Origin of the sequence: Labrenzia sp. 5N, assembly GCF_012395805.1 — a bacterium.
Taxonomy (GTDB): domain Bacteria; phylum Pseudomonadota; class Alphaproteobacteria; order Rhizobiales; family Stappiaceae; genus Roseibium; species Roseibium algicola.
Genome location: NZ_JAAZTM010000024.1, coordinates 42,078 through 61,867 on the forward strand (window position 1 = coordinate 42,078; position 19,790 = coordinate 61,867).

Sequence of the window (19,790 nt, forward strand, 5' to 3'; positions counted from 1 at the left end):
GACTGAAACGATCGCACTGACAAAACATTGAGAGCCACAGACCGGCGGCTCAGTCCTGGCCTCCCGTTGTTCGAACAAAAAGTCGGCCTTCTCCGTAACGGTTGCTCAGTTCGGCAACCGGAACTTCCAGGTAGTTGTTTGCCCGCACATACTCGAGCATCGGCGCTTCAAGGTCGGGGTCGTAGCCAATGAGGATGGCTGCCGGAGGCTGGTTGCCGAACAGGTCACCCAGACCGTCGGCGCCGACCATCCGATAGAAAGCGGCAAGTTCGGCGTCCGTGTAAGGCGCGATCCGGTACGCGAACTGACCGGAGGCAAATTCCGGATAGATGTCGAGACCGGCTTCCATGGGGTAAAGCGGCATGAAGGTCGCCACAGGGCCTTCAGGCACATTGTGCGAGGCCAGCGCCTGCTGCAATTCCTGGCCGCCGCGAACCAGGCGTGCGGAGGTAAAGTCATCAGGTTTGGCAAGGCTTGCGAGCCCGGGCATGAGCCGCGGAAGCGTGATGACGAGCATGACAAACATGCTGGCACAAACAACCGGCACCACTTGCTGGCGGTCCCGCGTTCCGATCTGCCGGTAAAGCAACGCACCAAGGATCGGAAGGCAGACCAGCGGCTGAATGTAATACTGCGGAAAACCGGGTGTCGGAACGAAGCTTAGAACGGCAGCAAGAGCCGTGACTGCGAGGACGACAACAATCTGTCCGAGACATTTGCCGTCCTGCCGTTCACCTTTGTGCCCTGCCCGGAGCGACATCCAGAGCAGGTAAACCAGCACTGTTGCAAGGATCAGCGAACCACCTGCCAGCCAGGCTCCGAACGCGAGTTGCAACTTGCCGCCAAGCCCCATCGCCAGGCCGGGTTCGCTGGCGGCGTTCGCTGTCCAGTAGGCGATATGCGGGCCGGTATGAAATGACAGAACATGAGCAAGAAAGAGCTGCGGATCGTCCAGCAGATACCAGAAGACGGGCAAGGCTCCGACCAGCCCGCCGGCGGCGAGCGGAAGAACAGTTCCGGTCAGGCGTGTGCGCAAGGAAATACGTGCCGGAAGCAGGAAGGCGGCAAGCGCGACCGGGGGAATGAAGACCACCGCACTGACCTTGCTGCCTGCTGCAAGCGAAAGGCATATTCCGGCAACGAAGATCAGGCTGGATCGCGGCCGCTGTTCCATGGTCTCGACCACGAAAAGGCCTAGCCCCAGCACCGCAAGCGGCAGCGGCAGCAGATTGTTGGTCGCGGCCATACCGGCCTGGCCGAGCAACGGATCCGCGGCGAGAATGGCCACGGCCGAGAAGAGCGCCAGCAGCCAGGATCGCGAGATGCGCAGCGTGGTCCAGACAATCGCAAGGATCAGCAGCACCCAAAGAAGAAAGACACCTGTCCTTGCCGCGCCCAGCAAACCTTGATCGCTAAAGACGATATGCATGGAGTGGAAGAACCAGGCGACATTCGGCACATGATTGAAGAAGACGTCCTGGTATAGCTGCCAGTCCGGCATAAATTGCGCGGGGGGAACGAACATCATCTCGTCCCGCCGCAAACCGAAGGTCATCAGCCTGCCGTAAAGAGCGCCAAGCAGCAGCGCAACACCCGCAACCGACGCCACACTGACTGCAAGGCGCAGCCATTTCTGACGGTGTCCGGCATTTGAAGCCTGATCCACCGCGGCGGCCAACTGGTTGGACTGCAGGACACTCATTGCTGTGCGTCCTTTCTGCCCGCCCGCACGCCGAGGGCGCGGGCAACAAGAATATAGGACAAGGCCACGACGGGCGGCAGCGACAGGAGCTGGGCACCGAGCGCAGGTATCCCGGCGCCGGTCAGGGCCGCAAGCAACAGCGCGTTGAATGCATAGGCCGCCACATAGGCGAGCCCGTAGAGCGGAAGCCTGCCAAAGCCGCTGACACCGAAAACAAACCGGGCATGGATGGAATAGTTCCAGATGACCCCGAGACCGAACTGCGCCACGAGAGCGACCTGCGGGTGCACACCTGCCAGGACGAGGATTGCGAAGACCCCGTATCCGAACGCTGTATTGATTATGCCGGCGCCAAGAAAACGAACGACCCGGGAAGTCATCAGGTCGGAGAATGCCGTGCGGGCCGTTGTGACGGACTGCGTCATGGGAGGGCTACCTCCGAGACCTGGCAGACCTGTTCGGCTTCGGCCGGAGAACCCAGGCTACGCGAGCCGGAAGCATATCGGACGGCTTCGATGCCCATGAGCTGCATCAGCCTGGCATTCACCCGGTGAATATCATTCCTGCTGCAAACGAGCGCCCGGGCGGCCGCTCCCATCTTTGCAGCCTGCGCCGGTGTTTCGATGAAGCTTTTCATCGCTGCGGCGAGAGCCTGAACATCACCGCGCGGGACGACGAAACCGGAAACACCGTGTTCTATCGTCTCTCCGCACCCCGGCGCATCGGTGGTGATGACAGCGCGCCCGCAGGACATGGCTTCGAGAATGGAACGCGGAATGCCTTCCCGCAGCGACGTCGGAAGAACCAGCACGCTGCTTGCCTGAAGGAAGGGGACGACATCGTTTGTCGCGCCGCAATATCGCAGCAATCCTTCGCTTTGCCAGGCGTCGAGCTGCTCTGGTTCGATCGCATCCGGATTACTGTCGGTCGGGCCCAGGATGTCGAGCTCGAATTCGAGCCCCTGCGCCTTGAGGAGCTTCGCGGCTTCGGCAAGAAGAGCAAGCCCCTTGGACCGAAGCAGCCGCCCCACGAACAGGAAGCGGACGGGCCCCTGCGGAACAGGTGTCGTCGAAAAGCGTGCGGTGTCTACGCCTGAACCCGGAATGTCGTGAAGAGGCACCTGGTCCGGTATCAGCCGATAGTTCCGGATATCCCGGCGATCCGCGCTGTTGTAGCAGAAAGCCGCGGTAAGCTTGCGCAGTGCGATCCGGTGCAGCAATACGGAGGCGCTGCGGACATAACGCCTGCGTCCGGTTGGATTTTCTTCCATGAAGGCATATCCAAGCCCGGTGAACAGCGCGTAGCGGGACCGGATGCCGACCAGTTGTGCTGCAAGGCAGGCATAGACGATCGGCTTCATTGTATATGCGAGGACGAGTTCCGGCTTTTCCTCGCGAAGTGCGCGAATGAGAGCCCAGAGGCTGACAAGATCGCTGAAGGGGTTCGTCCCTGTGCGTTTCATGGGAATTTCGCGATGAGCGATCCCGTTCTCGTCCAGAATTCTGGCGGTCTCGGCATCGATCTCGGCGGCGAAAGCGGTCACTTCATAGCCGTTTGCCTGGAAGCGCCGCATGAGATCCAGCCGGAAATTGACCAGCGAATACCCCAAGCTACCGACGACCACAGCCCGCCGACGGCGGCCGGAAGACCCTGTCTCCGTCTTGGAAGACACACTGACCGCGTAGTCCATATGGTTGGCAGAAGCGCTCATTAGCCAGTACTCAGCACTTCAGGTGCACCAACCGGCCGAAGAACGGCATGGGGCGGAATTGGCAACTTCACGGTCATTTCCTTCGCACCTGACCATGCAGCGCTTGCACCAACTTTGGCCGGCTCCACCGCGCACGAGGTTTTTGTGCCGTAGCCAGGCACCAGGTCCCGAAGCAACTGGTTGACCAAGGACCCGTTCTGACACCGTGCGGCAAGCTCCAGCTTCAGGATCATTGCCCGCAGCCGCGCAATCGGAACGCCTTCCGGACGTGCGGCGCTGACACCGGGAATTCCGCAATCGGCGCGGGCTTCCGATTTGTCGAACAGTTCCTCGAACAGCTTCTCGCCGGGACGCATGCCGATGAAATTGATCTTGATGTCCTGGTGAGGTGTGAGACCGGCAAGACGGATCATGCGTTCTGCAAGATCGACGATCTTGACCGGCTTGCCCATGTCCAGGACGAAGATCTCACCCTGGCTGGTGTCGAACTTCAGGCCGCTCGCCGCAGATACCAGTGTCAACTGGACAGCTTCGCGGATCGTCATGAAGTACCGTTCCATCTTGGGATCGGTGATCGTGATCGGTCCGCCGTTTGAGATCTGGCGCTGGAACAGCGGTATCAACGACCCTGAGGACCCCAGGACATTGCCAAATCGAACAGAGAAGAACCTGGTGCGTTCTTCCGTCTCGTTGGTGATACGGTCTTGCGCCTGGACGTAGAATTCCGCGACGCGTTTGGTTGCCCCCATGACATTGGTCGTGTTGACGGCCTTGTCGGTCGAGATCTGTACCATTGCGAGAGCACCGATTTCGCGGGCCGCATCGGCAACGTTTCTCGATCCGACAACATTCGTCAGAACGCCCTCGCACGGGTTGAGCTCGACGATCGGCACATGCTTCAGGGCTGCCGCGTTGAACACCAGTTCCGGACGGTGTTGCCGGAAGATCGAGTTGACGCGGTCCGCATCCACAATGGAGGCCACATACATCCGCCGCGGCACATCGGGAAAATGCTGCGACAGATCCATATCGATCGAGTAGGCGTTGAATTCGCAGTTGTCGATGATCACGATCTCTGCCGGATGGAAGGACGCGATCTGCCGGGTAAGTTCGCTGCCGATCGACCCGCCAGCACCTGTCACCAGGACGCGTCGCCCCTTGAAGACTTCGAACAGCAACGAGCGTTCCACTGCCTTTTGCGGCCGATCCAGAATGTCATCCGGATCCACGGTTCTCATGTTCTGCCCTTCGCCCAGGTCTGGCGAGCCAAGATCCTCCAGCCCGTGCAGCCTTGAAACGGTTACCCCATGTCCACTGGCCCAGACGGTCAGTTTCTGGATGCCGTCGCTGTCGAAATGGGTCGTCGGTTCGGTCAGGAGCAGCCGCTGTGGCAGTACGTTCCACTGCGAAAGCCGTTCGATCACGTTTTCTGGATCCCTCAGCGTTCCGATGATCTGGACGTCGTGGAAGTAGAGCCCCTGGGTGTTGCGGGCATCATCGATAATTCCGACCGGAAGGTAGCGAGAGCCGGTATTGCGCAAGGAGCGCAGGAAGAGATCGCAACTTGCGCCGGTCCCCACCAGAAGTACCGGAATCCTCGAATCCACCTCTTTCTCCTTGAGGTGGCGGCTTTGACGGGTCAGCTCCCGGCCCCTGGCGATAACCCGCAACGCACCGAGCGCAGGTACGGCGAGGTAAAACTGAACAATTACGACAGGGATGGGAACGGTGGCTGTCACAAGGTTGAAACGTGACAGGATTGCAAGCGAAACGCTTGTGAGCAGGGCTCCCTTGAGCAGAACAACGATGTCTCTCAACGAAGTTGATCGCGTGTCCCGGCGGTAGAACCCGGCCAATGGGAAAATCACGAGACCGCAGACACATGCCAGCGCCGCAAATGGCAGTATCGCAGGCAATAACTGCTTTTGAGCCGATCCGGTCACCGTCAGGAGCACTGCAAGCGCTGCAGACAGTGTAATTGAAACGACGTCACCCAGGACAAGTCTGCGATTAGCTTTCAGCTCGGCCAATAATTGTTGGAACCACCGATTAATCTTCGGCTGGCTTTCCAAGACAGAGTGACCCGATGCTTTTATCCCAATCTTCGACGTCGTCTCAGAAGAATAAAAATCCGCCATAAGCAAACGCTCCGCTAAACACTTGAGGCACAAAAATAGCTGTGCCTCGCCGTCCGCTATTTTTTAACGGACTGATTATTCTTTGTTTTTTGTTGCTGCGACGGTGGCGTATTTACAAAATGGAAAATAAATAAAACGATTCCCACTTCGTGAATGTAGTTTCGACAAATATTTTCAGTTTTTCCGAAGATTAGTCCCTTAGAAGGACATAGATCATCTAAAATAATGATCAGGTTTCAAAAATAAAATCTTCAGAGCATGAAAAAATGCCATACGTCACAGCATTTCATGTTAAATTTAGTCTTGCAATTTCAACCCAAGGTGTAACACATAACGCAAGGTTAATAAATAGTTTTTTTCCACAAATTTCTTGGACGGATTGATCCGATGGCCTTTTTAGAGTTTCCAAACCCCCAAAAAATACGGAAAAAACAATTAAAATCAGCCAGTTCAGGATGCAGCATTCTGACAGTGCAAAAAACGTCATCGCCACTATCGCGGAGCCTGATTTATGATGAATTTGGGCCCTTCCTGTTACCGTTCGAACCGCATTCGGACGACTCGTTTTCCCTTCGGTTAGACCTGCCGCCGGGGTGGCTGGAGCGAAGCGAGGGCGGCGGACAGACACTATCCATGGAGCTCTGTCAGGGGATTTCGAGGCACCTCTGTAAAGGTGTTGTCCAATTCTTTGCCGGCTTTGGAACGGGAAGTCCGTCCCTACCCTTCCGTTGCTGAATTGGCGGCTTCGGAAAGGAATTCCCAGGGCGCATTCGGTTTGTTGTCCAGGTGCTTAAACAGTGATGTGACTTCCACTTGTAAATTTTGGCTAGTGTGTCAATATTGCGAGGTAGATGCTTATCTTAGGTTCGTAGTTTTCTTTCTATTTTGGTTTTATTGGCCTTCAGAATCTTCTCTGTTTTTTAATTTCAGGAGCCAAGGATTCCGATGAACAGGTTTATTGAAATTTTATTGTGCCTCTGTGCGCTGGTTTTTGCATTTCCGTTTTTCGTGTTCGCGGCATTGCTCACACTGCTTACGTTGGGTCGGCCGGTTTTTTTCACGCAAACGCGAGCAGGAAAAGGCGGCACGGTGTTTATCCTCGCCAAGCTGCGCACCATGAGCGATGCGCGCGATGCCGGCGGGAACCTGCTGCCCGACGAAAGACGCGTCTCCACATCCGGTATTTGGCTGAGACGCCTTCGGCTCGATGAGTTTCCGCAGCTGCTGTCAATCCTTCGCGGTGAGATGGCCCTGGTCGGACCACGTCCCTTGAAGCCCGAGACAGTGGCGCAATTCGGGGCAGACGGGATCCGGCGCGGAGCCGTGCGGCCGGGGCTCACCGGATGGGCCCAGGTGAGCGGTAACACGTCGTTGAGCAACGAGGAGAAATTGCGACTGGACCTTTGGTACATCGCGCATCGCTCCGCAGCGCTCGATCTTCAGATTATCTTTGAAACTATCGGGGTTGCACTTTTCGGTGAGCACAAGAATGCAAGCCGGCTCGATGCCGCAAGCTCCTGGAAAGGTCTCGATAACAGGGCCGACAACAAACAGGTTTCCGCATGAAGACCGTCTTTGTGGGTGCGGTCGAAGGGTCTCTTGAAGCTCTTGCCGCAATTTGCGCCGCCGGTCACGTTCCTGCCCTCGTGGTGACACTGCCGCCGCAGCTGTCCGGCCGGCACTCGGATTTTGCCGATCTCGCACCGACGGCCGAAAAGTACGGCGTGCCCGTCCACCACACTTCAAGATCCGACAGCGAGGAGACGCTCAAGGTCCTTCGGGAAGTCGACCCTGACCTGATACTTGTTATCGGCTGGTCGCAGATCTGCGGGCCGGACTTTCGCGCCATACCACGGCTCGGCTGTATCGGGTTCCATCCCTCTGCCCTGCCGCGCCTGCGCGGCCGAGGTGTCATCCCCTGGACGATCCTCGTGGGTGAAACCGAAGCTGGCGCAACCCTGTTCTGGCTTGGTGAGGGCGTGGACGATGGCCCGATCGCAGCTCAGATGCGGTACGACATCGACCCGGAAACGATCACTGCTCGTGAACTCTATGACCGCGTGAGGAACGCAGTGTCGCAGATGCTGCCGCCCTTGTTGACCCGGATCCAGTCCGGCGAGGTGCCGTCCGAACCGCAGCCTGAAAACGGTGTAAGCATATGTGCGCGGCGGCGGCCGGAAGATGGGCTTATCGACTGGTCCCGTCCCGCGGCGGAGATCGACCGGCTTATTCGTGCCGTCGGCCCCCCCTATCCCGGAGCTTTTACGGAAACCTCTGACGGGGCCATGCTGACTGTGACCCGTGCCAGGCATTGCCCCCACAAGGGTCGCTACATCGGTCTTCCTGGCCAGGTCCAGGCGGTTGACGGTTCGGTATTTACCGTCGCATGCGGCGACGGCCAATGTCTTGAAATTCTCGAATGGACCGGCCCTGACCGGTGCCCAGGTCTTCACTCCAAATTCAGCAGTCGTGCAAAATCATGAATTCTCCAATTTTCACCGGCGACGGCCCGGCACTTGTAATCGCGCCCCATCCCGATGACGAGGTCCTGGGTGCCGGAGGCACAATTGCCCGTCTTGCGGACCAAGGCAGAGCAGTGCATGTCGCCATTGTCACACGCGGACGTCCGCCCAGGTTCTCAGCCGAGCAGATCCACACGGTTCGCGAAGAAGCCGCAGCCGCGCACGCCCATCTGGGCATTTCGCAAACCCACTGGCTCGATTTTCCTGCCGCTGAATTGGCAGAGTATCCTCATGCCGACCTGAACGGCGGGCTGGGAGCGCTCGTTCGGGATCTCGACCCGACGCTGGTCCTGGCACCACATCCGGGCGACATCCATCTCGACCATCAGCTCTGCTTTCTGTCCACCCTGGTTGCCAGCCGGCCCCATCAGGCCCGGCATCCCTCCGTCATTGCGGCTTACGAAACTCTTTCGGAAACCAATTGGAATGCGCCGTACCTCACGCCGGCATTCGTTCCCAATGTGTTCGTGGACATTTCAGCAACGCTCGACCGCAAGCTCGAGGCTTTCCAGCTGTTCGCAAGTCAGGTTCGCGAGGCACCCCACGAAAGGTCGGTGGAGTCCCTGCGGGCGCTGGCCACCTTGCGCGGGGCGACCGTTCACCGTTCTGCCGCCGAGGGGTTCGTCCTCGTGCGTTATGTGGTCTGAGGAGAGAGGATATGGGCGGTTGGCCAGTCTACACTGACGAAGAGATCGACGCCGTTACCGGCGTCCTGCGGTCCGGCAAGGTGAATGCCTGGACCGGCCCGGACGTCTTTGCCTTCGAAACGGAGTATTGCGACTACACCGGCGCTGCTCACGCAATCGCAATGGCCAATGGTTCGGTAACACTGGACACCGCGCTGCGAATTCTCGACATTCAGCCGGGCGACGAAGTCATCGTGACCCCACGCAGCTTCGTTGCATCAGCCAGCTGTGTGCTCCTGGCCGGCGGCGTTCCGGTGTTCGCCGACATTGATCCGGACAGCCAGAACATCACGCCGGAGACGATTGCCCCTCTCATCACCTCGCGCACGGTCGGCATCCTGCCCGTGCATCTGGCAGGCTGGCCCTGCGACATGGACGGCATCCTGGTTCTTGCCCGCGCCCACAATATCTGGGTGATCGAAGATTGCGCCCAGGCACATGGCGCGATGATCGGTGAACGGCATGTGGGTACGCTGGGTGATTTCGGCTCCTATTCATTCTGTCAGGACAAGATAATCTCGACAGGGGGCGAAGGGGGGATGCTTCTCACCGACAATCCCGACCTTTGGTCTCGCTCCTGGAGTTTCAAGGATCATGGCAAGGGCTATGCGACGGTGTTTGAAAAAGACCATCAGCCCGGCTTTCGATGGCTGCATGATTCAGGCCCGGGCACCAACCTTCGCATGGCGGGGCCTTCGGCCGCTATCGGGCGCATACAATTGTCGCGGCTCGCGGAAACCCGAGCCCACCGGACGCGCAACGCCTTGACGCTTGCCGAGATCCTCAGCGGATCGAGTGCGTTACGGGTTCCCGTTCCGCCTCAGCCCCTCACCCATGCCTATTATCGCTTTTACGCCTTCGTACGCCCGGAGGCCATGGCCGACAGCTGGTCGCGCGACCGGATCCTTGCCGAAATTGCCGAAGCGGGTCTGCCCGCGTTTTCCGGAAGCTGTTCGGAAATCTACAAAGAGGCAATGTTTCGCGACCGCGGGCTGGGGCCCGACAAACCGCTTCCCGTTGCCAGGCAGCTGGGCGAAACAAGTCTCGCCTTTCTCGTGGATACCACGTGGGAACAGGAGCGGATCATCGAGCTGGCCGAAAAAGTCGCTTCGATCGCTGATCGATCGCTTGCGGTGTCGCACAAGTCACCTGCAAAGGCTCCCGCCTGAAGCAACCGGCCAGCGTCATGCCGAACAACCCAGATTGGCCTTGAGGCCATCAATGCCTCGGGTTCACACGCGATCCAGCGTTGATTGGCGTGTGCCACGTTGTCAGGCGTTCTGAACCCTTCTGTTTCGGTATATTTTCTGACCGAAGAAGATTTGGTACGGCAGTCTCTCGAGTATCAGATAGGAGAAGTGCGAGAAGATTGTTGTGAGAATAAATACGACCGCGCCAAAAATTAGAAGGGACACAAATATATTGTCGCCAAACAGGCCGAAAGATGAGAAAATTTGCCGTGTTGCAAAGTATATATACGGATGAACCAGGTAGAAGCTGTAGCTTATTGTTCCGAAGAAGAACATGATCCTGTTGTTCAGTAATTTCCCGGTCAAGCTGTCTCTTGAAGCGGCAAAAAAGAAGTAGGTCGCAGTGGCCAGGACCAGGAGCGCCGGGGCGGGTATGATGGTCGGATAGGCCTCGTAGAACTCGTAGGTCCGAAACTTGAAGTCCCACGTGGAAGCCAGATAGACCCAGACGAAAAACGAAATGGCCTCAAGCGTTTTCGTGTACTTCAAGCCGTTGGTGATTTCGCTCCTGTACATCCAGTAGATGGCGGCCCCCGACAGAAAAAACAATGCCTTCGGATAGTAGTAGGTAAACAGTACCGGTATCGCCAGGGAAGCGATCTTCCAGACGATGTTCATTTTTCTTGTCAGGAAAAAATACGTCATGCAAGCCAACGTATAAAACATCACTTCATAGGTCAGGCTCCAGGCGTTCGGGGCAACCTGCTTTGTTGTTGTGAACAAATCCAGGAAGGTCAGGGAAAACAGGACTGACTCAAGGTTGTTCAGTTCCGGGTACCTGTTTGTCGCGCCATTCAGGATGGCAAAAAACAATGTCGACACGAGAAAGAGCGGATAGAGCCTCAGAAGGCGCCTGAGGGCAAACTCTGACGGAGAATACCTCATCACGCTCGGCAGGATGACAAACCCGCTGATTACGAAAAACAACATGACGCCGGATGTGCCGAAGTTGTGAAACGGCACAATCCCTTCAACATATCCCGGCCTGTCATTGTAGATGTGTTCGGCTGTTCCACCGAGAATATGAGCGACCAGCACCATGATCGACGCAACGCCGCGCAGACCGTGTACGGAATAGTTGAATTGCGAACTTTGCGGCGAAGTGGAATTCATAGCGGACCATATTCAATTTTCGAAAACAAAGGTGATTAACGTCCATTGTCAGCCCTGGTTGGTCTGAAACGACGTGGCTGCTCGACATTCAAAAAGTGTAATCAGAAGTCTTGTATCGAGCCTGCTCGGCATGTTTGGTCGCAGGTATCTCTTCGTTATCAACGACCGTGCGACTGCTAACGTTATTTTCAATTTCAAATTAGTATTTCAAAAATATTATCGAAAACAATAGCGTTGTCAATTTCGATTTGCCTGATGGTAGATCTCATCAAAGGCAACGAAGTCTCCTCTTCAAAATTGCTTGAGGAGGCGTCTCTTTCATTTTTGTTGACTTTAGAGCATGTTGCGCTGAATCGGTTCGTATGGGGCACTCTTGAGCAAGCTGGTACATTGCGCCGCTATTTTCCGATCATTCACGGTGTTCTCTACTATACGGGTTATGTTGTCCCTCCACCTCTCTTGGTTCATCTCGTTGACCGGTCGCGGACAACGGGTTCGAGCCGGTGGCAAAGTGATTGGGGGGAAGGATGCAGGCGCGGTATTAGGTCCCGCCGATCCCTTGCCGCGTGCAAAGTGCAGGCGATTGCCTGACCCCCATCATACTGCTTCACGCTCACTTGGGCGATGAACAAGCGAACGGCTTCTCTCTTTATTTGGACAATGAAGAGCCTGACCTTGGAGGTCTCAACGCCAAGGAAACGTCAGCCACCGTTTGTGGTGACAAGTCAGCGGAAGGTGTTTGCAATTTGAACAGCTTCAGCCGTTTAGTCGTTTTTTAATACTATAAGTTGTTTTTTAATACTAAATCTGTCATCCTTCGCTGGCGCACGATAGTCCTCCGACTTTGACTGGCGAAACAATCGCGGAGTGGGGAGCCAAAAGAGTGATCTTCACAGGGAAAAAGATCTGCCTGAGGTAGAGCCAAGGTCGAGGAAAACACCTGCGAGCAGTGCCAAGGTCGACGGTTTGTTGCCTGGCAGACTACTTTTTGTCCGCGGAAAGAATGCCTCTGCAAAGGTGATGTTGGAAATGTCCGGATTGATATTACTGCTAACGAAAAGGCCGCTGGGTGCAGTCAGCATTTCGCTTGGAATGGACGAACACCGGGAGTGATATGGAATGAAACTGTTCTTCAGCCGAAATCCCAATCCTCGACTGGCGGTCGCGGTGGCTCGCTATCTCGACGCAAATATCGAGTTCGAATTTGCCTCGCCCCTCGCCCCTGGTGAGGCTGAGAGGTTTCTACCGCTAAATCCCAATCTGTTGTTACCCATACTCTCAGACTCGGGAAAAAGCCTTTGGGAGACCGATGCAATTGCCTGCCGGCTTTCGCGCCTCGGACGTTCGAATTTCTGGCGCACCGGCGACGACGAACCGGAGATGATCCGTTGGCTGAGCTGGAGCAAAGAGAACTTCGAGAAAGCTTGCGATATTGTTCATTTCGAACGGGAAACCAAACAGCGCTACCGGCTTGGTTTGATTGACCCGAAGAAAATCGAGGAAGGTCTACGCCTCTTCCGCAGGTCCGCGGAAATTCTCGAAGTCGAACTTTCTCAACGCGAGTGGCTCGTCGGAAATTCGGTTTCCTATGCCGACTTCCGAATGGCGGCGTATCTGCCCTTCAATGACGTCGCAGGACTGCCGATAGAAGACTATTCTTGCATCGCTCGTTGGTATCGCCAGCTCGAACAGATCGATGCCTGGCGTGACCCCTTCAACGGCCTGGATGCGCCCCCATTGCCGTCTATCGATCTGGCAGTGCATGCGGACGCCTGAAAATGAACCTCTTCCGCGATACCAACGACCGTGCCGCCGTTGCGCTTCTTGAAAGACAGGAGAAGCTCAGTTTTGCAATTCCGGGCTCGGTGTCTCGCGGGGAGCACCTGCAACACCAATCGAAAGGAGACAACCGTGAAAATCGTTACCAGTCTAAGCTTCCGGGGCCAGTGTCGTGAGGCTTTTGAGTATTATGCAAAGGTACTCAACGGGAAGATTACAGCCGCCATGCCTTATGCCGACGCACCTCCAGGCATGCCCATCACCGATGAGGCGTACAAGACCTGGCTGATGCACTGCTGGCTGGAAGTTGGTGACCAGGCGCTGATGGGCGCCGATATGGACACCGAATGGGCGCCTGGCATCGATAAACCCAAAAACGGCTTCGATGTCACGCTGCATACCGAAGACATGGCAGAAGCGGAACGTTGGTTCGAACAACTGTCCGAAGGCGGCAAGACGGTGATGCCGTTCGCAGAAACCTTCTGGTCACCAGGTTTCGGCTCTCTGGTCGACCGTTTCGGCATTCCATGGATGATCAACGTCATTCCATCGGCTGACTGGCGCCCGCAGCAGGGTTGATCTGCAAGACACTCTCACATGAGGCACTGTCGAAGGATTAGCTCGCAACACCCTATGGAGACCGATGCCAACTTAAACGACGAACGTGCGCAACGAACACTTCTCAAGGCCGAATTCGATGGGTGGCCCTCTCCGGTCCAGCCACTTTCAGGCTTCATCGATCCAACTTGAAAAGAGCGTGCAGGATTTCTATATCGGCGCGTTGAGGACGACCTCATATGTGGAAATAACAAAGCGGGACGACCCGCTACCATTGTTGAGGTTTCAATGCGGTCCCCGCTCGATCGTCTTCGCCAAGCACTAAGCTTCGAAATTATCGCACTCGTCCTGGCCGTCCCGCTCGGAACGGTCGCCTTTGGCGTGCCAATGCATGATGTTGGCGTCGTCAGTGTGGTCAGCGCAACCATCGCGACGCTCTGGAACGTCGTCTACAATTTCGTTTTCGACGTGACCTACAAGCGCCTTATGGGCAAGACCCTGAAGACGCTCATTGTGCGCATCATCCATTCGATTTTCTTCGAGATTGGTCTGCTGATCGTTCTGATGCCATTCATCGCCTGGTATCTGGATGTGTCCCTTTGGCAGGCTCTGGTAATGGATCTTTTTTTCGTAGCGTTCTACCTGGTCTACGCTTTTGCCTTTAACTGGGCTTACGACAAACTCTTCCCGCTACCCGAGTGGAGAAATCGGCCCGTTACTAGGTAGCGGCAATCGAGAAAAAACGTCTGGATAGACTTGGACGTCCGCAACGGTTCCAGAGCTGTGGCCGCACATTCTAACGTTCCATGGCGCCCTTGCCGGAAATGATCTTGTGGCGGAACTTCTCGATTCGAGCGACACGTGTTGCGGACTGTTTGGCCTGGTTAAGATTGAACATGTAGCTTCTTTGCCGACCCGGCGTGAGCGCATAAAATGCATCGGCCAGCTCCCGGTCCGTTTGCAGGGCCTCAGCCAATTCATCCGGCATGTCAATTTCCGTTCGTACCTTTGGTGGCTTCGTGCCTTTTTCCGCATGCTCCATAAGTTGCCGAAGGTACGCACGGATCACTGGTTCCATCTTTTCAACCAGGGCTACATCGGCAAAGCGGATTATGCTCGGTGTACGAGCGTTCGGTCCCTGTGGTTCAAGCACATTTTCCGTGTCATTCAGGAGACCGGCGTTCATGAAACTCAGACGAAAATCGCTGCGAAACGCCCCAAAAATCGCTATGTTTCGGCCAGCGTGCATATAAGTGGGATGCCCCCACTTGACGGTTTCTTCCAGTTCCATGTCAAGGCAGATACGGCGCAGATGCCTCAGGCCGTCGATCCAGGGACGGGTTGAACAGTCAGGTGTTTCAAAGCGTTCACATCGACCACAGCCCTTGGTAAAAAAATCTTCCGGATCCGTGATCATCGGCATCGGTTGCCAGCTCTCTTACTTGCGTTCTTCATTTTGGGTTTGCAGCCAGCGTTAGCCCGTGACCTGTTGATATGGTCGGGAACTCTCCACGGGAATATATCAAAGGTTGTGGCGATGAAAGAACCATACGGCTTTTCAGGGTAGGTTGCCACCGCTTGCCTGGTGTCAGGGAGCCGTAATCCCATCGACATACTACCCGTGGAAACTCCACCGTGAGTGGGGCTTCATTTGGGCGGTTTCAGCACGGAGAGCGACCACGCAATTGCTTTCCTTTTTTGGTCGTCAGGGCTTGAACGTGCCGTCTCGAAGATCTGCAAAATAGCTGTCATTTCCGATCTGGCCGCCCTTTAGCGCAATTTCGAGTTCTGATCCTCCGCGGGTATGCGCAGTGCACACTGGCGAACCGGGTGTGGTCGGGATGGCTTGGCGGAGTGTCAGGGCGAAAATGTCCAGTTCCGCCAGAGCGTGGCTTGATGTGTCACCGCCGGCTACGGCAACACGCTCGAGACCATGCCGGTCCTTGAGGGTTGCCAGAAGGCGGCCGAGGGTTTTGCCGACCTGATCGAGGTTCAAGGACCCTGTTACCTGTTCGGTGGTCTTACCTTTGGCGGTGTAAAGGATCGGACTTTGCCCGGTTTCGAGCGCTTCGGAAGCGATCTGCAGCACGCGTTCGAATTCCTGCTTGATACCGTGGCCGGTTGCCAGTGCATTGAAATCGACTTCGATGCCCCTGAAACCCAAATGTTCCGCGGTTTCGATTTGGCGCGCGGTTGTTGGTGAACAGCTTCCCGAGGCAACTGCGATACGGGATTTGGACGTCAGGGGCGGAGAAGATTTCGGTGGCCGCAGCAGGCCAAGTTCGCGCCATTTGTGCAAGAGGGCGTATTCAACGCCGGACGAGCCGGCAATGAATGGACCCAGGTCCTGCCTGCTTTCTTCGAGATAACTGCCCGCGGCCACCTGGGACAGGCTGTCGTAAACATCTATCAGGAGATTGGGGTTGCGCACCTGGCCGATGTCCGGGACCTTGCCGTGCTTGGCGGCGATGGAACCGTCCAGCGGGGTCAGGTATTCAAAGGGCAGCTTCGTTTGCCCTGACAGGTGTTTTACCAGATCTGCTTCGTGCATCGGCGTTGCCGGGTGCCTGCTCATCACGGGATGTCTGTCTATTCTGTAGACTTCATCCCGGTAAGCCGCGAACAAATTGCCGAAATAGGTGTAGCGCCGAAGCTGAGGAGCCCCGACCACAACTGCTGTCCGTTTCTGACTGAACGTTTCCAGGCCGATTTCCAGAGCACGGCCGATGGAGCCCTTCTGCGGCGAACTGTCGAAGGTCGAGCAGGTCTTGTAGTGGCAGAAACGCGCATCCAGCGTCCACAGCCAGGAGAAAATCGCCGGTAGGTGCTCCGACATCCACTCGGGTGTCTGGCTACGGCTGATGCCTGCCAGGCCGACCGCTCGGCAATGCTTGAACTTTTCGAGCTGTTTTTCGCCGGGGATTGACGTGAACAGGACGGTTTCGACGCCTCCGGTTGTCAGGGCTTCCATCACGTCCGTCGATCCGGTGAAATCGTCACCGTAATAGGAAATGAGAAGATCGCCGGTCATTTCCTTGCTCCGGTGCCGTCTTTTTTGCCGAACAGGTCCAGGGCCTCGGAAAGTTCCTTGTGATCTTTCGCGAAAACATGTGCCGGAATTCCGCTGACGGCAGCCTCTGCAGCCTGCTTCAGGCTGGCGACACCGCTGGCAACACCGCCGGGATGTCCCATGATCCCGCCCCCGGCACAATAGATGAAGTCGGTGTGCCCTACGGCCCGGCAGGTCTCTTCCATTTGAACGGCTGTCTGACCCGACGAGAATACCGGCATCGCCTGATATCCGCGCTCTTCTGACAAGGGATCATCGAGAGAGCGGGCGTTTTCGATAACCGTGGTGTCGGTCTCTGTAAACTTGTTCGCGATCCCGTTGACATGCAGATGATCCGCTCCGGCGAGCCTCCAGAACTTCTGCCAGACACGAAACGAGATGCCGATATCCGGCGATCTGGAATAGATGCCCCAACCGTTTCTGTGGCAATGAAGTGGAAGATCAACGTGCCGCCGGATGGCGGTCAGTCCCGTAAGGCCAAGTGAAAACAGGCTGACCATCGCACAGGTACCGCCGGCTTGTTGCAGGAGGTCGGCATTACGGCGCATCACGTCCAGCTCGTCGGTGATGTTGAAGGCGTACATCACCTTCCTGCCGGTGCGGTCCGCATGCGAATTGATGACTTTCATGACTTCGTTCAGGCGGTCCTCGAACGGGCAGTGAGGCCCGTTCGCCTGCAATTCATCATCCTTGATGAAATCGATTCCACCGTCGGCGAGTTTTGCGACAAGAGACGCTGTTTCGGCAGGTGAGAGACCGACGCTTGGTTTGATGATCGTGCCGATCATCGGCCGGTCCCTGACACCGGCAAGCGCCAGAGTTCCCTGCCGGCCGTAGGCCGGACCCGGATACGCCACGGCGAATTCTTCAGGAAACGAAATGTCCGTCAGGCGAAGCGCGGACACGTCTGCCAGTTCAAAAAGGTTGCCGGCAACGGTTGCCAGAACGTTGGGAAGGGATGTGCCCATGTTCTCGAGCGGCCAGGAAAGAACGACCTCGCCGCGCGTGTAGGTCTCCGCACTGATCCGGCACGGCAGCGAGGGAACCCTGCTGTTCGATGTTGCCGTGACCCGCTCGACCCTTGCCCCGGAGAGCTCTTTTAACCGGTCTGTTTCACCCGGCAGCTTCAGGAATGTTCCCGAGGATTGTTCACCTGCGATTACCTCGGCGGCCCGCTCCAGAGTTGTCGGTGTTTCAAGATCATATGTTGCAAAGAGCCTCCCCATTCCCGTCCTCTGTCCTGTTCCAAGTTGCGCATTGCTTATATGACTATCAACTTATCATACCAGTTGACAACATGATTTGTATGTGAATTTATTTGCGCAACAAATTTGGAGGACACATGAAAATCGCTCTCATCGGTGCGGGGGGGAAAATGGGAGTGCGGCTCTCCCAGAACCTGAAAGGCTCCCGTTTCAACGTTGCCCATGTGGAAGTCAGCGATGCAGGCAGAGATCGGCTGAAGGCGGAAGTCGGCGTCGACTGTGTCGACGTCGACGTCGCGCTTGAAGACGCACGTGCGGTTATTCTTGCTGTGCCGGACACTGCGATCCGGGCGGTGGCGAAAGGCATCATCGACAAGCTTGCGCCAGGAACGATGCTGATCGCACTGGACGCAGCTGCCCCCTTTGCAGGGCACTTTCCAGAGCGCAAGGACGTGACCTATTTCGTCACCCATCCCTGCCATCCGCCGATATTCAACGATGAAACGCAGTTGCCTGCGAAACGCGACTATTTCGGCGGTATTGCTGCCAAACAGGCGATCGTGAACGCCCTCATGCAGGGTCCGGAAGAGGACTATGCAATCGGGGAGGAGATCGCGAAAACCATTTTCCAGCCGATCCTGCGTTCGCACCGGGTCTCGGTGGAACAAATGGCGCTCCTGGAGCCGGGCCTGTCCGAAACCGTCTGCGCGACCCTTCTCGTTGTGATGAAGGAAGCAATGGATGAAGTCATTCGGCGAGGGGTCGACCCCGTAGCGGCCCGGGACTTTCTTCTGGGACACATGAACATTCTTGGAGCAGTCGTCATGGAAGAAGTCGACGGCGTCTTCTCCGATGCCTGCAACAAGGCCATCACCAATGGCAAGAAACGTCTCATGCGAGACGACTGGATCGGCGTGTTCAAGCCGGACGAAATCAGGGAAAGCATCCGGCAGATCACCTGATTGAGCGGTCCGCCATCTCGTATGGCGAACGTTCAGATTGGTGCCGTCGGGGTCTTGGAGGGACCCCGCGGGACCTGGCACGAGATTGAACCTATTGTTGGGAGGACAACATGAAATTCACGAGACGAATCCTGCTTGCCAGCGCTGCTGTTGCAGCTACCCTGCTTGCACCAGCTTACGCTTCCGCAGCCGACCTCATTGCAATCATCACACCGTCGCATGACAACCCGTTTTTCAAGGCGGAAGCTGAAGGCGCGCAGAAACGTGCCGAAGACCTCGGCTATGAGACACTCGTGCTGGTCCACGATGACGATCCGAACAAGCAGAACCAGCTCTTCGATACGGCAATTGCCCGTGGTGCGAAGGCGATCATCCTGGACAATGCCGGTGCGGATGCGACTGTCGCTCCGGTTCGCCGCGCGAAAGAAGCCGGCATTCCGTCGTTCCTGATCGATCGCGAAATCAAGGAAACAGGGATTGCCGTTTCCCAGATCGTCTCCAACAACTACCAGGGAGCCCAGCTCGGCGCGGAGGAGTTCGTCAAGCTGATGGGTGAAGAAGGCAAATATGCCGAGCTGCTGGGCCGCGAAGCCGACACCAATGCCGGAATTCGCTCCGCAGGCTATCATGATGTGATTGACCAGTACCCCGATCTGGAGATGGTTGCCCAGCAATCAGCCAATTGGAGCCAGACCGAAGCCTACGAAAAGATGGAAACCATCCTTCAGGCCAACCCCGAGATCAAGGGTGTCATTTCAGGAAATGACACCATGGCCATGGGAGCCTGGGCGGCTCTCAAGGCAGCCGGGCGGACAGATGTGATCGTTGTCGGTTTTGATGGCAGCAACGACGTACGCGACTCCATCCTGGAAGGCGGCATCAAGGCAACCGTGCTGCAACCAGCCTACCGACAGGCCCAGATCGCAGTGGAGCAGGCTGACCAGTACCTGAAGACAGGATCGACCGGTCAGGACGAAAAACAATTGATGGATTGCGTCCTGATCAATGGTTCGAATGCAGGTAACCTTGAGACTTTCGCGCTGAACTAGGCCCTTTATCACACCGCGGTGGATGCTCCGCTGCGGTGTGATCTT

At 56.5% G+C, this 19,790-nt stretch carries 17 protein-coding genes; 9 read left to right on the forward strand and 8 right to left on the reverse strand.

Going from position 1 to position 19,790, the window contains the following annotated elements:
• Positions 1-49: 49 nt before the first annotated feature.
• The 4 genes from HEP89_RS27280 to HEP89_RS27295 are packed head-to-tail and all read right to left on the reverse strand — an operon-like array spanning position 50 to position 5,020.
• Positions 50-1,702, reverse strand: coding sequence for a hypothetical protein (locus tag HEP89_RS27280; RefSeq protein ID WP_168693548.1), 1,653 nt, complete (start codon positions 1,700-1,702; stop codon positions 50-52).
• Positions 1,699-2,127 (reverse strand): GtrA family protein, encoded by a 429-nt coding sequence (locus HEP89_RS27285; RefSeq protein ID WP_022999552.1) that lies wholly within the window; start codon positions 2,125-2,127, stop codon positions 1,699-1,701. Before HEP89_RS27285 ends, HEP89_RS27280 begins: the two co-directional genes overlap by 4 nt.
• Positions 2,124-3,413, reverse strand: a complete 1,290-nt coding sequence (locus tag HEP89_RS27290; RefSeq protein ID WP_168693549.1) for a glycosyltransferase family 4 protein — start codon at positions 3,411-3,413, stop codon at positions 2,124-2,126. The genes HEP89_RS27285 and HEP89_RS27290 overlap by 4 nt, the downstream gene beginning before the upstream one ends.
• The gene (locus tag HEP89_RS27295) at positions 3,413-5,020 is read right to left on the reverse strand and encodes a nucleoside-diphosphate sugar epimerase/dehydratase (RefSeq protein WP_168693550.1); all 1,608 of its coding nucleotides are present in this window, start codon (positions 5,018-5,020) and stop codon (positions 3,413-3,415) included. Before HEP89_RS27295 ends, HEP89_RS27290 begins: the two co-directional genes overlap by 1 nt.
• Before the next feature lie 1,476 nt (positions 5,021-6,496).
• Between HEP89_RS27295 and HEP89_RS27300 the strand changes: the two genes are divergently transcribed.
• The 4 genes from HEP89_RS27300 to HEP89_RS27315 are packed head-to-tail and all read left to right on the forward strand — an operon-like array spanning position 6,497 to position 9,928.
• The gene (locus HEP89_RS27300; RefSeq protein WP_168693551.1) at positions 6,497-7,117 is read left to right on the forward strand and encodes a sugar transferase; all 621 of its coding nucleotides are present in this window, start codon (positions 6,497-6,499) and stop codon (positions 7,115-7,117) included.
• On the forward strand, positions 7,114-8,034 hold the full coding sequence (locus HEP89_RS27305) for a methionyl-tRNA formyltransferase (RefSeq protein ID WP_168693552.1): 921 nt from the start codon (positions 7,114-7,116) through the stop codon (positions 8,032-8,034). The genes HEP89_RS27300 and HEP89_RS27305 overlap by 4 nt, the downstream gene beginning before the upstream one ends.
• Positions 8,031-8,720: a PIG-L deacetylase family protein gene (locus tag HEP89_RS27310; protein ID WP_022999547.1), complete on the forward strand. Its 690-nt coding sequence runs from the start codon at positions 8,031-8,033 to the stop codon at positions 8,718-8,720. The genes HEP89_RS27305 and HEP89_RS27310 overlap by 4 nt, the downstream gene beginning before the upstream one ends.
• Positions 8,721-8,731: 11 nt before the next feature.
• Positions 8,732-9,928: a DegT/DnrJ/EryC1/StrS aminotransferase family protein gene (locus tag HEP89_RS27315; RefSeq protein ID WP_168693553.1), complete on the forward strand. Its 1,197-nt coding sequence runs from the start codon at positions 8,732-8,734 to the stop codon at positions 9,926-9,928.
• A gap of 102 nt (positions 9,929-10,030) precedes the next feature.
• On the opposite strand, the gene HEP89_RS27320 is transcribed toward HEP89_RS27315, so the two are convergent.
• The gene (locus HEP89_RS27320) at positions 10,031-11,122 is read right to left on the reverse strand and encodes an acyltransferase (RefSeq protein WP_286201079.1); all 1,092 of its coding nucleotides are present in this window, start codon (positions 11,120-11,122) and stop codon (positions 10,031-10,033) included.
• A gap of 1,119 nt (positions 11,123-12,241) precedes the next feature.
• Between HEP89_RS27320 and HEP89_RS27325 the strand changes: the two genes are divergently transcribed.
• The 3 genes from HEP89_RS27325 to HEP89_RS27335 all read left to right on the forward strand — a co-directional run bounded on the left by HEP89_RS27325 (position 12,242) and on the right by HEP89_RS27335 (position 14,185).
• Positions 12,242-12,898 (forward strand): glutathione S-transferase family protein, encoded by a 657-nt coding sequence (locus HEP89_RS27325; protein ID WP_168693555.1) that lies wholly within the window; start codon positions 12,242-12,244, stop codon positions 12,896-12,898.
• A 135-nt stretch (positions 12,899-13,033) separates the two neighbouring features.
• Positions 13,034-13,480, forward strand: coding sequence for a VOC family protein (locus HEP89_RS27330; protein ID WP_168693556.1), 447 nt, complete (start codon positions 13,034-13,036; stop codon positions 13,478-13,480).
• Between the two features lie 267 nt (positions 13,481-13,747).
• Positions 13,748-14,185: a PACE efflux transporter gene (locus HEP89_RS27335; RefSeq protein WP_168693557.1), complete on the forward strand. Its 438-nt coding sequence runs from the start codon at positions 13,748-13,750 to the stop codon at positions 14,183-14,185.
• A gap of 70 nt (positions 14,186-14,255) precedes the next feature.
• Here HEP89_RS27335 and HEP89_RS27340 read toward each other — a convergent pair whose 3' ends face one another.
• From HEP89_RS27340 to HEP89_RS27350, 3 genes are all read right to left on the reverse strand, one after another.
• On the reverse strand, positions 14,256-14,882 hold the full coding sequence (locus tag HEP89_RS27340) for a YdeI/OmpD-associated family protein (RefSeq protein ID WP_197923318.1): 627 nt from the start codon (positions 14,880-14,882) through the stop codon (positions 14,256-14,258).
• A gap of 282 nt (positions 14,883-15,164) precedes the next feature.
• The gene (locus tag HEP89_RS27345) at positions 15,165-16,490 is read right to left on the reverse strand and encodes a four-carbon acid sugar kinase family protein (RefSeq protein WP_168693558.1); all 1,326 of its coding nucleotides are present in this window, start codon (positions 16,488-16,490) and stop codon (positions 15,165-15,167) included.
• Positions 16,487-17,755, reverse strand: coding sequence for a ribulose-bisphosphate carboxylase large subunit family protein (locus HEP89_RS27350; RefSeq protein WP_168693559.1), 1,269 nt, complete (start codon positions 17,753-17,755; stop codon positions 16,487-16,489). Before HEP89_RS27350 ends, HEP89_RS27345 begins: the two co-directional genes overlap by 4 nt.
• A 116-nt stretch (positions 17,756-17,871) precedes the next feature.
• On the opposite strand from HEP89_RS27350, the gene HEP89_RS27355 reads away from it, so the two are divergent.
• Entirely contained in the window at positions 17,872-18,696 is an 825-nt protein-coding gene (locus HEP89_RS27355) for a phosphogluconate dehydrogenase C-terminal domain-containing protein (RefSeq protein WP_168693560.1), read from the forward strand.
• A 110-nt stretch (positions 18,697-18,806) separates the two neighbouring features.
• Positions 18,807-19,745: a D-ribose ABC transporter substrate-binding protein gene (locus tag HEP89_RS27360; protein ID WP_075283097.1), complete on the forward strand. Its 939-nt coding sequence runs from the start codon at positions 18,807-18,809 to the stop codon at positions 19,743-19,745.
• The last annotated feature ends 45 nt before the right edge of the window (positions 19,746-19,790 follow it).

Coding starts and splice junctions, on each gene's coding strand:
- HEP89_RS27300 (WP_168693551.1), top strand. CDS start 6,497: ATGAACAGGTTTATTGAAATTTTATTGTGCCTCTGTGCGCTGGTTTTT.
- HEP89_RS27335 (WP_168693557.1), top strand. CDS start 13,748: ATGCGGTCCCCGCTCGATCGTCTTCGCCAAGCACTAAGCTTCGAAATT.
- HEP89_RS27325 (WP_168693555.1), top strand. CDS start 12,242: ATGAAACTGTTCTTCAGCCGAAATCCCAATCCTCGACTGGCGGTCGCG.
- HEP89_RS27315 (WP_168693553.1), top strand. CDS start 8,732: ATGGGCGGTTGGCCAGTCTACACTGACGAAGAGATCGACGCCGTTACC.
- HEP89_RS27320 (WP_286201079.1), bottom strand. CDS start 11,122: ATGAATTCCACTTCGCCGCAAAGTTCGCAATTCAACTATTCCGTACAC.
- HEP89_RS27285 (WP_022999552.1), bottom strand. CDS start 2,127: ATGACGCAGTCCGTCACAACGGCCCGCACGGCATTCTCCGACCTGATG.
- HEP89_RS27345 (WP_168693558.1), bottom strand. CDS start 16,490: ATGACCGGCGATCTTCTCATTTCCTATTACGGTGACGATTTCACCGGA.
- HEP89_RS27280 (WP_168693548.1), bottom strand. CDS start 1,702: ATGAGTGTCCTGCAGTCCAACCAGTTGGCCGCCGCGGTGGATCAGGCT.
- HEP89_RS27340 (WP_197923318.1), bottom strand. CDS start 14,882: ATGCCGATGATCACGGATCCGGAAGATTTTTTTACCAAGGGCTGTGGT.
- HEP89_RS27355 (WP_168693560.1), top strand. CDS start 17,872: ATGAAAATCGCTCTCATCGGTGCGGGGGGGAAAATGGGAGTGCGGCTC.
- HEP89_RS27360 (WP_075283097.1), top strand. CDS start 18,807: ATGAAATTCACGAGACGAATCCTGCTTGCCAGCGCTGCTGTTGCAGCT.
- HEP89_RS27305 (WP_168693552.1), top strand. CDS start 7,114: ATGAAGACCGTCTTTGTGGGTGCGGTCGAAGGGTCTCTTGAAGCTCTT.
- HEP89_RS27310 (WP_022999547.1), top strand. CDS start 8,031: ATGAATTCTCCAATTTTCACCGGCGACGGCCCGGCACTTGTAATCGCG.
- HEP89_RS27290 (WP_168693549.1), bottom strand. CDS start 3,413: ATGAGCGCTTCTGCCAACCATATGGACTACGCGGTCAGTGTGTCTTCC.
- HEP89_RS27350 (WP_168693559.1), bottom strand. CDS start 17,755: ATGGGGAGGCTCTTTGCAACATATGATCTTGAAACACCGACAACTCTG.